Source organism: Desulfobulbus propionicus DSM 2032 (genome assembly GCF_000186885.1).
GTDB classification, from domain to species: Bacteria; Desulfobacterota; Desulfobulbia; order Desulfobulbales; family Desulfobulbaceae; genus Desulfobulbus; species Desulfobulbus propionicus.
Genome location: NC_014972.1, coordinates 1728467 through 1743266, shown reverse-complemented (window position 1 = coordinate 1743266; position 14800 = coordinate 1728467). Strand labels below are relative to the sequence as shown.

The following is a 14800-nucleotide window of genomic DNA, read 5'->3' as shown; positions in this document are numbered from 1 at the left end:
TTGCCGGTTGGCGCGTGCGCGTCTCGCCACCAGAGGCTTCCGGGTGAAACAAGGCAACACCTCCTCCATTCGCGCTGCCCCGGCGCTTACAACACAAAGGAAATTTGGTGGAATTCGTGCGCCAACCGATTGTACAAGGCTTCCTTTCGCGTATCGTCAACATCCATGAATTGGGCCGCGAATCCCTCGGTATCCGCGCGGACAATCTGGGCCTTTGCCTGGAAAACGGAGACAAGGGTCTGGTGCTGTTCAAAACGGATGGTCATCTCGATGACCCCGCCAACGGCCACCGGTACGGTTGGCGCCTTGACCGAACAACCGCTGGTCGAGATGTCCACCAGCTCGCCTGTTCCAAGGCGCTCGTCGGCTGTATAGGCAAGAACGAGGCTGTTCAGGGTAAAACGGATGCCATCCCTTCTGATCAAGGTATTCAGTTTGTGTTCGGCCTCCTGCTGATCTTCGGCGTACAGTGTACGGTAACATTGGATTTTTTCTGAAAAATTGACTATTTGTTTAAAGCTTACATTATCATTCTTGATTATTCTGACTATTTCGCCGACCTTATTATCGACAAGATAATCTATAATTTTTTTATAGACAGGGAGACCGCTGATATAAATCAAATTGCACTGAGAAATATCACTAATCACTTCAAACCCAGGCTTCAAATCGGCAACACAAAATCGTATCTCTGTGTATAACTTCTCCAATGATTTTTGGTCGACATTCCCTTGCACAGTCACAACCAACCTATTTTTCTTGATATTGGCTGTCGCTTTTACTTTTAAATTTAAATTTGTCATAGCAGAAGCACGTTATTAAACCACCAAGCGCCAAGCAGTTTCCCGCGTTAATACCGCTATTGTACAGAGTAATTTTCGATAAAGTCAAAAAATATCTCAACCTGGCGGCGGGTGAACAAACACGCACCGCGCATCCCTCCTGCAGGCCACGCCATGACTTGACGCAATGAGCCCTTGCCCCCCTTGAACAGGCACACAAACGGACCCAAGATGGCCCGGTCAGCATCGTCCCACGGATTTTTTCCCAACACCCTGACAATAATTTGAAGAATCGCGGGCATCCCCTATAATGAAAAAAATGTCCGTAGCCGCAGCGCCGCCCGCAACTGAACGGCCCCATGCACCGGCTTACAGTGTATTGGCCAGAATGGAGCTGACCAGGGAACATCCGGCCCTGTTGCGATTTCTGCAGCCGCTGCCGCACCGCGCCGGGCAACCGACCCGATCAATCTCAATCAACAAGAGGGGATGACCATGAATTTTACCCACATGAAGATTCGCAACAAGCTGATTGCCACCTTCACCCTGATTCTCCTGTTCATGGCCGGCATTGGGTGGGTCGCCTATCAGGGCATGACCCGCATCGAAAGGGAACTCAACGAAATATTCTCGGTCAGCCTGCCCAGTATCGACAAACTGATCGAAGCAGACCGCGATTTACAGCAGCTGCTGGTGGCGGAGCGTTCGATGATCGCCGCCGATCCGCAGGCTCCCATCTTTGCCACCCTGCACAAGGACTATGAAAAAAATCTCCAGCAGGTTGATGAGCGGTTCAATCAATTCAAGACGTTGGTCGATTCGGAGGAAGAGAAGGGACTGATCGCCCAATTCGATCGGGATCGAGCCGCCTGGGAACCGGTATCGCGCCAGATTGTCGACAGCAGCCGATCCGGGGAACCTCAGGCCCGGCAGAAAGCTCTGGAAGTGTCCTTGGGAAAGGCCAGCGAACTGTTTGAAAACATGCGCGGCAATCTGGACAAGTTGACCGAAATCAGCCTGCGCAACGCCGAACAGGCGCAGCAGGATGCTCGGCGCATCTACCAGAGAGCCCTTATCGGCCTGTTGGTCATTTTGCTGAGTGCGGCGCTGGTGGCGGCGGTCATGGCCGGCGTGCTCGGTATGGTCATCGCCAAACCGATCAACGCGGCAGTGGCCGGCTTGCAGGATATTGCCGAGGGCGAAGGCGATCTGACCAAACGGCTTACGGTGCGATCCCAGGATGAAATCGGCGAACTGGCCACCTGGTTGAATACCTTCATGGAGAAACTGCAAGGCATCATCGGCAGAATCAGCCACAACACCCAAGCCTTGGACCGCTCGTCCGCCGATCTCCTGGGGTTTGCCGACAGTCTGGCCCAGGGAACCAATGACGCTTCCCGGCAGACGGAGCACGTTGCCGCCGACGCCGAGCAGATGAACGTCAACCTCAACAATGTCGCGGCCGCCATGGAGCAATCAACCACCAATATTGCCATGGTCGCCAGCGCCGCCGAGGAGATGACCTCGACCATCGGCGCCATCGCCGAGAACGTGGAGCAGGCCAACCAGATTGCCGGGGACGCCGTCAGCCAAGCCGCCAGGACAGCGACCAGGATGGATGCCTTGGGCGACGCGGCCCGGGCGATCGGCAAGGTGACCGAAACGATCACCGAAATCTCCGAGCAGACCAACCTGCTGGCGCTGAACGCCACCATTGAGGCGGCTCGGGCCGGCGAAGCGGGCAAGGGATTCGCGGTGGTGGCCAACGAGATCAAGGAACTGGCCAAGCAGACCGCCGAGGCCACCCTCAACATCAAGGAACAGATCGCCGGTGTGCAGCAGACCACCGCCGAAACGGTGACCGACATCAGCGCGATCACCACAGTCATCAACCGGGTCAGCGAGATCGTGTCCACCATTGCCCGGGCGGTCGGCGAACAGGCCAAGGCCACCCAGGAAATTGCCTCCAATATTTCCCAGGCGTCGCTGGGCTTGCAGGAAGTCAACGAAAACGTCAACCAAAGTTCGGCCGTGGCCACCTCGATGTCCCGTGACATTGCCGGAGTCGGCAAGGCCTCCAGCGAGATCGCCGACAACAGCAACAAGGTTCGCACCAGCGCAGGCTCCCTGCAGCATCTAGCGGTCGAACTCAAGGAAATTGTCAATCAATTCAAAATATAACCACGTAGAAAAAACAGAACCAGGCGGCACGCAGAGACCATGCGGGCCGCCTGGTTCTGCCTAGAGAGACAGCGGGCCGCGAGGCCACCAGCACCTGACCTCCTCAATCGCCCGATCTATATGAACACTGGCCGCTGTGGAGGCGCGCAGCCGGTCAAAGTCCGCTGGAGGCAGATACACCGGATATTCCGCCGCCAACGGAGCGCCATGCAATTCGCTCAGTACCGCCAGACTGCCGCTGCGCACGTTGTCGAGATCATAGCCCCCTTCCAGGACCAGCAACAGTCGGTTGTCACAGACTTCTGCCGCAAGCTCCACCAGGGTTCGGGTCATAGAGGCGATTCCCGTGGCCGTGAGTCGCATCGCGCCGAGCGGGTCGCCAGCCATGCAGTCAAAACCGCAGGAGACCAGGATCAGTTCCGGCCGGTAACCATGGACAAGCGGCGCCACCATCTGGTTGAGGATGCGGGCATACTCGGCATCGCCATGGCCACTGCAGAGCGGCACATTGATCGTATACCCAAGCCCTGGCCCCTCGCCCACTTCCCCCACGGCCCCGGAGCCGGGATAGCAGGGATACTGATGGATCGAGCAGTAGAGCACCGACGGGTCGCGGTAAAAGGAATGCTGGGTGCCGTTGCCGTGATGCAGGTCCCAATCGAGAAGCAGAATGCGTTCCAGGCCCAAATGCTTCCTGGCCCAGCGGGCGCCGACGGCAACGTTATTGAACAGGCAGAAGCCCATGGCTTGATCGCGCTCGGCATGGTGCCCCGGCGGTCGTACCAGGCAGAAGCCGTTGTCGATCTCGCCCCGGGCAAGCCGGTTGATCCCGTCGATCACCGCCCCGGCAGCCAGCAGGGCCGCCTCATAGGAGGCAGCCGAGGTCCGGGTATCGGCATCGAGATAGAAGGCGGCATGACCGGCAGTGGCGGCCACCTCGCGGATAAGCTCGTCGCTATGGTTGAGGGCGATGGCGCTGACCGGGGCCGGCCCGAACTCGGGGAAAAGCAGCTGGGCAGCGACCTCCGGCCGGTCCAGTTCCCGATAGATGCACTGCAACCGCTGCGGCGACTCCACATGGCCGCGCCCGGTCTCATGGGCCAGAAAGAGGGGGGATCGGTAGACGGCTGTGGTTCGCACCCGAGTCTGTTGCATCTTTACATCGTGAAAACAAAAATTCAGATCGGGCTACTGCTCAACTGCTCAATGAGATCTCCTCGACGGAAGGTGGCGGAAAGTTGCTGCATGGAGACTTCTCGATCTCCGTAAAGGCTTTTCAAGGCTCTATCAACATCCTGCACAGCGGCGTGAAAATAGTTCTCACCATGAGTTTCAATTGCCGTTTTAGCCTGTGCAAAATTACGATGATCAAGTTTATCAAGAGAAATCTTAAGCACCTGCAGCAGTCGTTTTCCCATTTGCATGGCAATAAAGCACGAGGCGTAACGAACAAAAAGAGGATCGCCCTCTGCCGGTCGTTTTCTGTGGTTTTCAGCAATACGGTACAGCAGAACCGCAAGCACAGCTTGAGCGCCATTGAGGTCCTCTGCAAAGATGACATGATACAATTTGCCGAAGTGCTCTCGAGTCAGGAATTTTGCTTGGTGCGGGGCTTGTCTCCAAACAGCAAGAATTGCCTCGGCTGCCGCTCCCGAGGTTATTTCCGTTGCCTTTGCTGCTGTCTCCATCCGTTTCCGACGATACGTATACCCCAACTCCTGGATACTCTGGGATAGACGTTGCTGCTTCTCATCGTTTGATCGCAAATCTTTTAGATCAACTGGATTTTGGCTGTTAGTTGCGTGTGTTATCCTCAGCACCAGATCTTCGTTGTCTTTAGGAAGTTTATAGAGACGCACCAAAACCGAGGCATCATTCAAAGAGCTATCATCATTCTGTTGCATTTCTTCGAGAGTCTTGAAAATGGTCATACAAGTCTGCCCACCATTGACAATCTGAAGATTCTCAACTTTGACCATATAGTCACTTTGTTGCAGGGCATTGTAGGAAAAATCGTTGCAGACCAATGTTAATCCGTTGTTAAAAAAATAAAAATCAGAAGGTTTATCTGAAAGAAGTGTTGCACTGATCCCTTCATTCACTCGGTTTCCATGAAGTCCAAGATACCTGCGAATATTGCGTTCCAAAAGACGCTCACCATGGTTTCGCATAAGTGCACCTATTTCGGTTACAGGTATTCGACCGATACAGACGCGACTAAAATTCATATCCTCAACGATCGCTTTTCCTGTCAGCCGCAAGGTTGCATTTACAGGTTTAACCCGTTGCAGCACACCAATCAGGACGTCGTGGTTGACATGCTCCCACGTCACTTGTTCACCGAAACCGGTCCGAGTTATGGACTCTTGAGCAGCATGATTCCAACGCGCGCCATTATTGCAGGCAATAGCTCGCACCCGTGGTATAAGTCCGTCACGAATGAGTGAACGCGCAGCTTCCACTTTGATCTTCAGCCGTTCATTGATAGCCCCTAACTGCGACTGAGGATTAAAAATATGACGAACGGCATTGATCATTGCATTAATTGCATTTTCACCGAACTGCTTCTCACCGGTCAGGCTTCGATCATATTTCCCTTGAAAGAGGGTTACGGTAAATTCACCGTCCATTTCTTCGGTCAGGTGCATGGCATCCACACCAAAATCACCACCTCCTTCGGTTAAACACTCAAAAACCTCCTCAGGGTCAAGATCAAGCATGGTTTTGACACAGAGGTAGACAAAAGCCAGAGATTTTAATTTTTCAGGATCATTGATTTTCAGTTCGGCTTGAGCCTGGTCGCGTATCTCTTCTTGAATACCAGAAAGGCGCTGGTCAATAATCGAAGCATTAATATTCACGAACGATCTCCTTTAGAAATCTTTCTGATACCTGCCTGTTGATTGGAACGACAGCACATCACCTATTCTTTCTCCCCGCTGCCACCACCGAAACCCGGCAGTTCCAGCGGACTGACCGGCGCTTTTTTGGGGGTGCCGGTGATGTCGGTCACCCGGCGCACGGCCCGGTTGGCAATACGCTTGCCTTTGGCGCTCACGCCCTTGATCAGCACCTCGTCGAGTTCGATTTCCACCGCGTTGTACTTGGCCCGGGCCGACGGCGCCAAGCTGGCCCGCACCCGCAACCCCTCCTTGCCGAGCAGCAACAGCAGGATGGCGGATCGCTTGTCCGCCTCGAACAGCCGGTAGTCCCGGCCGAGGATGAACTTGGGCGTGGCGAAGCGTTTGACATAGGCCAGGTTCTCCGGGCCGTGGCGATAAATCAGGTTGAACACCAGATCGTTCTTCACCACCCCCAGCCAGTACAGGTCGGGCCCGACAAACAGCTTGTCCGGCACATGGATCACCTTGTAGAGGCCGTCCTTGAAGATCAGCAAGAGCCGGTCGTACTCGGAACAGGCACAATCCAGGTCATGCGCCTCGTCCTCAGCCTTGATCTTGTGACCAAGAAAGCCTGATTCGCGGTGGTAGCCGACGGTGAGATTGGACAGGGCCGCAGCGCGGGCATCGACCTCGTCAAAGGCGCGCAGCTCGCTAGCTCGTGGAAATTGCGACCCGTACTTGGCTGCCAGTTCCCCGAGGTAGGCAACGGTGAAGCCGATCATGTCGGTCAGGTGCTTCTTGATCTGACCGATCTGCTTCTCGATGTCGCGCAGTTCCTTCTGCTGGCGATTGATGTCATAGCGCGAGATACGGCGAATCTTGATCTCCAGCAGCCGCTCAACGTCCTCGGGCGTGATCTTGCGCTTGAGTTCGTTGGCAAAGGGGAGCAACGAGTCGCGGACCGTGGCCTGCACCTCCTTGTAATTGGTCTTCTCCTCGATCTGCTTGTAGAGCCGCTCCTCGATGAAGATCTGCTCCAGCTTACGCGCGTGCCACTTGTCCTCCAGCCGTCCCAATTCGATCTGCAGTTCGCGCTCCAGGTTGGCCACCAGCCGGTCGGTGTTGCGCCGCAGGACCTCCTCGACCGCCATCTGTCGCGGCATGTTGTCGACAATGGTCACCAGGCTGGGCGAAACGCTCAGCTCGCAGTCGGTGAAGGCGTAGAGGGCGTCGATGGTCTCCTCCGCGAGCACCCCTCGCGCCAGCTTGATCTCGACTTCGACCTTTTCGGCAGTGTAGTCGTTGATCGAGGCAATCTTGAGCTTGTTCGCCTTGGCCGCCTTCTCGATCGACTCGATCAGGGCTTGGGTGGTGAGATTGTAGGGCAGCTCGGTGATGACGATGGTTTTGGAATCCGGCTGTTCCAGCTTGGCCCGGCAGCGGATACGGCCGTTGCCGTGGTTGTAATCGGCGACATCAATGATGCCGCCGCGGGGAAAATCCGGATAGAGCACAAATTCCTGGCCGCGCAGGTAATCGATCTGGGCCTGGAGCAGCTCGCCGAAGTTGTGCGGCATGATCTTGGTGGCCATGCCCACGGCAATGCCTTCCGCACCCAAGAGCAGCAGCAGCGGGATCTTGGCCGGCAGCCGTACCGGCTCCTGCATGCGGCCGTCGTAGGAGTCGATGAACTCGGTCAGGTCCTTGTTGAACAGGGTTTCGCGCGCCAGCGGCGACAATCGGCACTCGATGTAACGCGGCGCCGAGGCCTGGTCGCCGGTGAAGATGTTGCCGAAGTTGCCCTGGCGGTCAATCAGATAGCCCTTGTTGGCCAGGTTGACCAAGGCATCGAAGATCGATTGATCGCCGTGTGGATGGAGCTTCATGGTTTCGCCGACCACGTTGGCCACCTTGTGGAAACGGCCGTCGTCCATGTTGGCGAGCGTTTGGAGGATGCGTCGCTGCACCGGCTTGAGGCCGTCGTCCACATCCGGGATGGCCCGCTCGCGGATCACGTAGGAGGTGTAGTCGAGAAAATTGGTATCGAACAGTTGATGGAGCTTGCCGCGCGGCTGCTCGGTGGTTTCGCTCATACCGGCCTCACGATCAGGTGGTCCATGATGTATTGTTTGCGCTCCGGCGTGTTCTTGCCCATGTAGAACTTGAGCACCCGGCTGACCTCGCTGAGACGATCAAGCCGCACCTGCCGCAGCCGCATATCCTGGCCGATGAACTGCTTGAATTCGGGGGGCGAAATCTCGCCCAGCCCCTTAAAGCGGGTGGTTTCCACCGCCCGGTCGGCCTTGCTCTTGACCTTGAGCGCGGTGATGGCCTCGTCCATGTCGCGATCGGAATAGCAGTAAAAGGTCTTTTCCTTGTTGCGCACCCGGAAGATCGGCGTCTCCAAAATATAGACCCGCTCCTGTTTGATCAGCTGCTCGAAGTAGTGGAGGAAAAAGGTCAGCAGCAGGTTGCGGATATGGAGGCCGTCGACGTCGGCGTCGGTGGCCAGGATGACCTTGTCGTAACGGAGATCGGCGATCGAGTCCTCGATGTTGAGGGCCTGCATCAAGGAGTACATCTCCTCGTTCTTGTAAAGCACGTCGAGCCGCTGGCCGAGCACGTTCATCGGCTTGCCCTTGAGGCTGAACACCGCTTGGGTCATGGGGTCGCGGGCGCTGACGATCGAGCCGGCGGCACTCTGGCCCTCGGTGATGAAGAGCATGTTCTCCCGGCCCGGCTTGGAGGCCTGGCCGCGCGATGGGTGGTACTTGCAGTCCTTGAGCTGCGGGATCTTGAAGGCGATCTTCTTGGCCTTGGCCTTGGCGTCGCGGCGCACCGACTGCAACTCCCGCCGCACCCGCTCGTTGCGCTGCACCTTGTCGACCAAGACTTCGGCCGTCTCCGGAAACTTGTACAGGTGGGTGGCCACCGCATCCTTAACCGCGTTGACAATGGGGCCACGAATGTCGGTGTTGCCCAGCTTGTTCTTGGTTTGCGACTCGAACACCGGCTCCTGGACCTTGACCGCCAGGATGCCGACAATGCCGTCGCGCACGTCCAGACCGTTGAACTTCTTGCCGGTGAACTCGTTGATGCCCTTGAGAATGCCCTCACGGAAGGCGGACAGATGGGTGCCGCCCTCGCTGGTGTAGGTACCGTTGACAAACGAGAAGTAGGACTCGCCGTAGTCGTCGGTGTGGGTGAAGGCAAATTCGATCGATTTGTCGACGAAATGGATCGGCGGATAGATCCGTTCGCTGCTCACCTCGCGATCCAGGAGATCGAGCAGGCCGTTTTTGGACAGATAGAGATCGCGATCCAGATAAAGGCTCAGCCCCGCGTTGAGATAGGCGTAGCGCCACAGTCGCTGGTCGACATACTGGGGATCGAAGCGAAAGCCGGGGAAACTTTCGCTGTCGGGGAGAAACTCGATCAGGGTGCCGTTCTTCTCCGTGGTCTCGCCTTCTTCCTCGCGTTGCAATAGCCCTTGGGCAAAGACGGCGGTCTTGTACCGGCCGTCGCGGAAGGCAGTGACCGTGAAGTGGCTCGAGAGGGCGTTGACCGCCTTGGTCCCCACGCCGTTGAGACCGACCGAAAATTGGAACACCTCGGTGTTGTACTTGGCGCCGGTGTTGATCACCGACACACACTCCACCACCTTGCCCAGCGGAATGCCGCGGCCGTAGTCGCGTACCCGGCAGAGGCCGTCCTCGCCGATATGGATATCGATCCGCTTGCCGTGGCCCATGATGAACTCGTCGACCGCGTTGTCCAGGATCTCCTTGAGCAGGATATAGATGCCGTCATCCGGATGGGAGCCGTCGCCGAGGCGGCCGATGTACATGCCCGGCCGCTTGCGGATGTGCTCCAGCGAACTGAGCGTCTTGATCTTGGATTCGTCGTACTGATGTTCGGTCATGGGTGATTCGAGGTAGAAGTGGATAGGTGGGTAGGTGAATAGCAGGTTCTTGGCGAAAGGTAAACGGTGAATGATGCCCTGGGCGGATGATCACGGAGATACCGGCAGGATGTTGCTTACGGTTAGATCGCGTTGATCGTTCCCCCGCTCCAGCGGGGGGACGCATCCCGGACGCTGGAGCGTCCCTTTCCGTTCAGAACCACGGATCGATTTCGATCAAACCCGGCTGTCCGAGATAATTCCGCGCACTCGAATACCGCCAATGCTCGGGCAGGTCCACGTATCCCCGTTTCACCGGGTTGTGATGGACATATTCCAGCTTTTCCCGCAGCACCGGTTCGCTGACAATCAGTTCGGCATGGGAGCCTTCCTGCCAGAACTGGTATTGCCGGTCGTGCTTGTGCGCCCGTTTCGCCAGTCGCAGGCGAGCCAGCAGCCGCTCCGCCCGGTGCGCCTCCAGCAGCTCGATCAGCCGGGCGGCGGTGAAGGACTTGAAGCTGTGCAGACACTTGTCCAGACGCGGGGCCTGGGCCACGAAGTGCAGGTGGTTTTCCAGAATCACGTAGCCGTAGAGCCGCAACCCAGCGTTTGCCCGTTGACGAGACCAGCTTTCCAGGAGGATCCGCACCGCATCCGGACGGGTGAAGACAGGCAGCCACTCGACAACCGTGCAGGTCAGAAAATGGGGTTTGTCCGGCTCCAGGATCACGTAGCGGCTTCTGGCCATGGGTTTTCTCTTTCAACGGGGACGCTGGAGCGTGGGAACGATCAATCCTCCTCGCATAATGACGGATTTCTTTGCAGTTCAACCTGATACTTCTCTTTTCGGATTGCTTTAATCGTTACGGATATCGTTTGACCGATCTTAAAACGTGTCAGAAAGTCCTCAGGAAGGTTGGATTTATGAAGGAGTCCTTTTAATCCTTGGATTGGCATGGTGATAAATAGTCCCAAAAAAGGAGTAATCTTTTCAATGACTCCATCCAAGCTGTCACCTTCGTTGTAGCGGGCAAAAAACTGATCCCAGTGTTTCACAAAAACCGGATCTATTGATAGTGAGGGCGTCTCAGGCAGTCGTTTTTTTCGCTGATCGCGGATATAGATAACCGTTGATTGGTTACCTCGATTGCCGCGTTTCTCGATTTCAAATAACTGCATGGCTTTAACGAGTTCACCGAGTTTAGTGTAACCGTAGTTTCGGGGATCAAATTCAGGTGATTGTTTGGCAATATTCGTCCCCACCCCGCTTAATAGTGCCCATCCATTTTCATCAGACGCTGCTTCAATCGCTCGTCTCATGAGATTGACTAACTTGGCGTCGCCTTTTAATGCATTCGTGGTTTCCGGGACACGGATATATGCGTGGCCAGAGGATAATTCGTGCTCTTCGGTACACAGCACTTCGGTGTAGATGAATTTATCGCAGGCTGACACAAAAGCTTGAGGCGTTTTTCGCTCCCCAAATCCATATACAGGAAAACCTTCCTCGCGAATTCGTGAAGCCAAACGTGTAAAATCGCTATCGCTTGATACCAAACAAAACCCCGTAAACCTCCTAGTGTACAGTAAATCCATCGCATCTATAATCATGGCGCTGTCGGTGGCGTTCTTACCGGTAGTGTAACGAAATTGCTGGATGGGTTGAATGGAATATTCTAGGACGATAGATTTCCACCCAACTAAATGCGGAGTAGTCCAGTCACCATAGATGCGCTTGACGCTCGCAATTCCATATTTGGCAATTTCAGCCATCAACGCGTCTGTTACAGACGGTTGCGCATTATCCGCATCAATGAGGACCGCCAGCATTGCTTGGGATTCTTTCCCGTTACTCACCACACACGCTCCTTGATCACTTCTATTTTGATCGTTCCCACGCTCCAGCGTGGGAACGCCTTTTGGACGCTCCAGCGTCCCGTCTCACAACCCGGAAGATACAGCCTCTCTTCCGAAAACCTCACTCCATTATATGCACCCGCTCACAGTCGGGGCAGACCCAGGTGGGGCCGTTGCTGATGCCCCACTTGTTTTCCTCGAAGCAGTCGGGGCAGATCTGAAAGCCGCAGGTGCAGCTCCAGCAGAAGGGCTTTTCCTGTTTGCAGCAGTGGCAGCGGAACTCTTTCTTGCGGCGGCCGCGTGGTTTTTTTTTGTCCTCGCTCATGGGCTTAGTCCTCCTTGGCCGGGCGCAGTTCCTGCTCCAGCCAGTGGAGATAACTCTCGCCGCCGTCCACCACCGGCGAGGCCAGGATCTCCGGCACCTCGTAGGGATGCAGGGCACGGACGGCACGGCACAGCTCGGGAAAGAGATCACGGCGCGATTTGACGGTACAGACCATCTCCTCGCCCTGCTCGATCGCCCCCTGCCAGCGGTACCAGGAGGTACACGGGGTGATCTGGACGCAGGCCGCGAGCCGCTGTTCGAGCAGATGGGCGGCCAACCGCTCGGCAACGGTCCGGTCGGCCACGGTGGTCACTACCTGGATGTAGGGGGTCATGGTTTTCTCCTTGAAAATCGGGCAACACGCCTTGAGGTTCCAGCTCGGACTGGATTAATTGGACAAATTCGGCTATTTTACCAGCGCTTTGCAAAAAAACAAACCACAGCGTTTTCCTTCCAACCCGAACAGGTGATGCCATGCTTCTAGCCGTGGATGTCGGAAACTCCCATACCGTCAGCGGTATTTTCGAAAAAGGTCAACTGATGGGCAACTGGCGGCTGCAGTCGCGTCAGGACCGCACCGCCGACGAGCTGGCCATCCGCTACCACGGCCTCTTCCAGATGGCGGGCATCAATCCGGACCGGATCACCGGCTTCATCATCGCCTCGGTGGTGCCCATCCTGGAGACCAGCTGGCTCCACTTTGCCCGCAGCTACCTGACCAAGCTGCGCCAGCCGCCGCTGTCGGTCAACCATACGCTCAAGCTCGGCATGGAAGTGGCCACCGAGAACCCGGCCGAGGTCGGGGCGGACCGGATCGTCAATGCTGTGGCGGCCTGGGATCGGTTTCAGGCGCCACTGATCGTGATCGACTTCGGCACGGCCATCACCTTTGACTGCGTCAACGAACAGCCGGCCTATGTCGGCGGCACCATCCATCCGGGCATCGGCATCTCGCTCGACGCCCTGGCCACCCGCACCGCCAAGCTGCCCCGGCTGGACATCGACGTCACCCCGGACCACCCCATCGGCACCACCACGGTCAAGGCCATCCACAGCGGCGCCCTGTACGGCTTCGGCGGCCTGGTCGACCGCATGGTCGAGGTGCTGAGCCGCCAGTTGACCCCGAATCAGGAACGGGCCAAGACCATTGCCACCGGCGGCATGGCCGGGTTGATCAAACCCTACACCCACACCATCGACGAGATCGATCCGGAGCTGACCCTCACCGGCCTGCAGCTGATCTACCGCCTCAACTGCAAGGGCAAAGATGCCTGAAGCGCCTCTTCTGCCCCCCCGGCTGCAACGCGGCGATGCCATCGGCCTGTTCTGTCCGGCTGGACCGGTGCGGGAGGTGCACCGTCTGCAAGCCGGGATCAAGGTCATCGAAGAGGCGGGATTCAAGGTCAAGATGCGCGGCCCAGCCGAGCCGGTTGCCGGCTATCTGGCGGACGACGATGCCCGTCGGGCCGAACATCTCCATGCCCTGTGGAACGATGAGGAGGTCAAGGCCATCCTCGCCATTCGCGGCGGATACGGCTGCCTGCGGATGATCGAGCACCTCGACTGGGAACTGTTTCGCCAGCGCCCCAAGTGGCTGGCCGGTTTCAGCGACGTGACCCTGCTTCTGAACAGCCTGCACCAACGGGCCAATCTGATCACCATCCATGGGCCGGTGGCCACCTCGCTGGCCGGCAGCGAACCGGCCTATCAGGCCGCGCTCTTTAGCCTGCTCACCGGTTCTTTCGAGGAACTGATCAAGCCCAAGGGGCTGGAAATCCTGCGCGGCGGCACTGGCCGGGGACGGTTGGCGGGCGGCAACCTCACCACCCTGGTGCACCTGCTGGCCACCCCCTGGGACATCCCATGGGAAGGCTCCATTTTGGTGCTGGAAGACACCAATGAACCGCTCTACCGGCTGGATCGCATGCTGACCCAACTGGCCCTGGCCGGACGTCTCCAGGGGTTGACCGGCCTGCTGCTCGGCGAGTTCGACACCGGCGGCAATGCAGTGGATAATCTCCGCTTGCAGGAGGCGGTGTGGGCGCGGGTGTTAGAACTGGCTGGACCGGGGTTTCCGATCTGGGCCCGGGTCCCGGTGGGCCACCGGGAACGCAACCTGGCCCTGCCCATCGGTATGGAAGCAATGATGGATTCCGCCAGCGGCGTTCTCAGTCTCTTGCCCGGTTCGGTTACCCTTGTTTGAGACCGGCGGCCTGCGATGCTGAAACGAAGCCTGCTCACCCTGCTGGCACTGCTTGCCTTGCTGCTGATCGCGCCGATCAGCCTGCTGCCGTTGCTGGCGGCGCGCGCCAGTCTGGACGCACCGGCCTATCTGTTGACGCTCTCCCTGTGGGTTGCCCTGCTCCCTCTGCTGCTGCTTGGGCTGGCCAACATCCTGCTGAAGAACATCTGGTTTTTTCCCGCCACCGCCGACCCCCTGCCCCTGGAAACCCTGCGGGAGCGGCTGTTGGCCGTCAATGCCATGGCCTGTCCGGTGGCGGCAACAGCCAAACGAAAGAAAATCATCGTCACCTGGCGCATCGCGGCAATGCAATGGTGCGAACTCCTCAGCCGTTTGGGCATCGATCGCCTGTTTGAGCTGCACTGCCGTTTTGACCCCGACACCCGCACGGTCATTCTGGTGGATCGGATACGCCATGCCGATTTTCTCATCTGTCCACAGCAGGTCACGGTCAGCCGCCGTCATATTCCCCTGCCGCTGTTGCGGGCCCGGTCGGCCCGCCTACGCCGCATCGACGACTACCCCACCCTCGACGACCACGACTACGATTTTCACCCCCGCGAGATCAAATCCCCGGTCATGGGCACCATCCTGGCCTGCGGCTGGAACGTCCGCTTCAGCCTGTTCTGAGCACCGCCCGCGCCTCTCTCCCCGTCGGCCAACCAGACA

General features: G+C 57.4%; 12 protein-coding genes and 2 pseudogenes. 4 read left to right on the top strand and 10 right to left on the bottom strand.

The window, feature by feature from the left end:
• Positions 1 to 86 precede the first annotated feature (86 nt).
• Positions 87 to 803: a PilZ domain-containing protein gene (locus DESPR_RS07590; RefSeq protein WP_015724218.1), complete on the bottom strand. Its 717-nt coding sequence runs from the start codon at positions 801 to 803 to the stop codon at positions 87 to 89.
• A 474-nt stretch (positions 804 to 1277) separates the two neighbouring features.
• Here DESPR_RS07590 and DESPR_RS07580 point away from each other — a divergent pair, with 474 nt between their 5' ends.
• Complete coding sequence (locus DESPR_RS07580; RefSeq protein WP_015724217.1) at positions 1278 to 2963, top strand: methyl-accepting chemotaxis protein; 1686 nt, start codon at positions 1278 to 1280, stop codon at positions 2961 to 2963.
• Between the two features lie 60 nt (positions 2964 to 3023).
• Here the strand turns inward: DESPR_RS07580 and DESPR_RS07575 are convergent, their stop codons facing one another.
• From DESPR_RS07575 to cutA, 9 genes and pseudogenes are all read right to left on the bottom strand, one after another.
• A complete protein-coding gene (locus DESPR_RS07575) occupies positions 3024 to 4118 on the bottom strand; it encodes a histone deacetylase family protein (protein ID WP_015724216.1) in 1095 nt (364 codons plus the stop codon).
• Between the two features lie 23 nt (positions 4119 to 4141).
• Positions 4142 to 5824, bottom strand: coding sequence for an AIPR family protein (locus tag DESPR_RS07570; RefSeq protein ID WP_015724215.1), 1683 nt, complete (start codon positions 5822 to 5824; stop codon positions 4142 to 4144).
• A gap of 62 nt (positions 5825 to 5886) precedes the next feature.
• Positions 5887 to 7899: a DNA topoisomerase IV subunit A gene (locus DESPR_RS07565; protein WP_015724214.1), complete on the bottom strand. Its 2013-nt coding sequence runs from the start codon at positions 7897 to 7899 to the stop codon at positions 5887 to 5889.
• The gene (locus tag DESPR_RS07560; RefSeq protein ID WP_015724213.1) at positions 7896 to 9728 is read right to left on the bottom strand and encodes a DNA topoisomerase IV subunit B; all 1833 of its coding nucleotides are present in this window, start codon (positions 9726 to 9728) and stop codon (positions 7896 to 7898) included. The genes DESPR_RS07565 and DESPR_RS07560 overlap by 4 nt, the downstream gene beginning before the upstream one ends.
• Before the next feature lie 193 nt (positions 9729 to 9921).
• Positions 9922 to 10455 carry an REP-associated tyrosine transposase gene (locus DESPR_RS07555; RefSeq protein WP_015724212.1) on the bottom strand — a complete coding sequence of 178 codons (534 nt, stop codon included), beginning with the start codon at positions 10453 to 10455 and terminating at the stop codon, positions 9922 to 9924.
• 41 nt (positions 10456 to 10496) lie between these two features.
• A pseudogene (locus DESPR_RS19295) lies at positions 10497 to 10721 on the bottom strand (S1 RNA-binding domain-containing protein); the annotation flags it as partial.
• Positions 10722 to 10805: 84 nt separating this feature from the next.
• Positions 10806 to 11537 (bottom strand): annotated as a pseudogene (locus DESPR_RS07550) (NYN domain-containing protein); the annotation flags it as partial.
• A 148-nt stretch (positions 11538 to 11685) separates the two neighbouring features.
• Positions 11686 to 11889: a hypothetical protein gene (locus DESPR_RS07545; RefSeq protein WP_015724210.1), complete on the bottom strand. Its 204-nt coding sequence runs from the start codon at positions 11887 to 11889 to the stop codon at positions 11686 to 11688.
• Positions 11890 to 11893: 4 nt separating this feature from the next.
• Positions 11894 to 12223 carry a divalent-cation tolerance protein CutA gene (cutA, locus tag DESPR_RS07540; RefSeq protein ID WP_015724209.1) on the bottom strand — a complete coding sequence of 110 codons (330 nt, stop codon included), beginning with the start codon at positions 12221 to 12223 and terminating at the stop codon, positions 11894 to 11896.
• Between the two features lie 140 nt (positions 12224 to 12363).
• Here cutA and DESPR_RS07535 point away from each other — a divergent pair, with 140 nt between their 5' ends.
• The 3 genes from DESPR_RS07535 to DESPR_RS07525 are packed head-to-tail and all read left to right on the top strand — an operon-like array spanning position 12364 to position 14761.
• Positions 12364 to 13164 (top strand): type III pantothenate kinase, encoded by an 801-nt coding sequence (locus DESPR_RS07535; protein ID WP_015724208.1) that lies wholly within the window; start codon positions 12364 to 12366, stop codon positions 13162 to 13164.
• Positions 13157 to 14092 carry a S66 peptidase family protein gene (locus DESPR_RS07530; protein ID WP_015724207.1) on the top strand — a complete coding sequence of 312 codons (936 nt, stop codon included), beginning with the start codon at positions 13157 to 13159 and terminating at the stop codon, positions 14090 to 14092. Before DESPR_RS07535 ends, DESPR_RS07530 begins: the two co-directional genes overlap by 8 nt.
• Positions 14093 to 14107: 15 nt before the next feature.
• Positions 14108 to 14761: a hypothetical protein gene (locus DESPR_RS07525; protein WP_015724206.1), complete on the top strand. Its 654-nt coding sequence runs from the start codon at positions 14108 to 14110 to the stop codon at positions 14759 to 14761.
• Positions 14762 to 14800: the final 39 nt, after the last annotated feature.

Coding starts and splice junctions, on each gene's coding strand:
- DESPR_RS07590 (WP_015724218.1), bottom strand. CDS start 803: ATGACAAATTTAAATTTAAAAGTAAAAGCGACAGCCAATATCAAGAAA.
- DESPR_RS07580 (WP_015724217.1), top strand. CDS start 1,278: ATGAATTTTACCCACATGAAGATTCGCAACAAGCTGATTGCCACCTTC.
- DESPR_RS07575 (WP_015724216.1), bottom strand. CDS start 4,118: ATGCAACAGACTCGGGTGCGAACCACAGCCGTCTACCGATCCCCCCTC.
- DESPR_RS07565 (WP_015724214.1), bottom strand. CDS start 7,899: ATGAGCGAAACCACCGAGCAGCCGCGCGGCAAGCTCCATCAACTGTTC.
- DESPR_RS07560 (WP_015724213.1), bottom strand. CDS start 9,728: ATGACCGAACATCAGTACGACGAATCCAAGATCAAGACGCTCAGTTCG.
- DESPR_RS07555 (WP_015724212.1), bottom strand. CDS start 10,455: ATGGCCAGAAGCCGCTACGTGATCCTGGAGCCGGACAAACCCCATTTT.
- DESPR_RS07545 (WP_015724210.1), bottom strand. CDS start 11,889: ATGAGCGAGGACAAAAAAAAACCACGCGGCCGCCGCAAGAAAGAGTTC.
- cutA (WP_015724209.1), bottom strand. CDS start 12,223: ATGACCCCCTACATCCAGGTAGTGACCACCGTGGCCGACCGGACCGTT.
- DESPR_RS07535 (WP_015724208.1), top strand. CDS start 12,364: ATGCTTCTAGCCGTGGATGTCGGAAACTCCCATACCGTCAGCGGTATT.
- DESPR_RS07530 (WP_015724207.1), top strand. CDS start 13,157: ATGCCTGAAGCGCCTCTTCTGCCCCCCCGGCTGCAACGCGGCGATGCC.
- DESPR_RS07525 (WP_015724206.1), top strand. CDS start 14,108: ATGCTGAAACGAAGCCTGCTCACCCTGCTGGCACTGCTTGCCTTGCTG.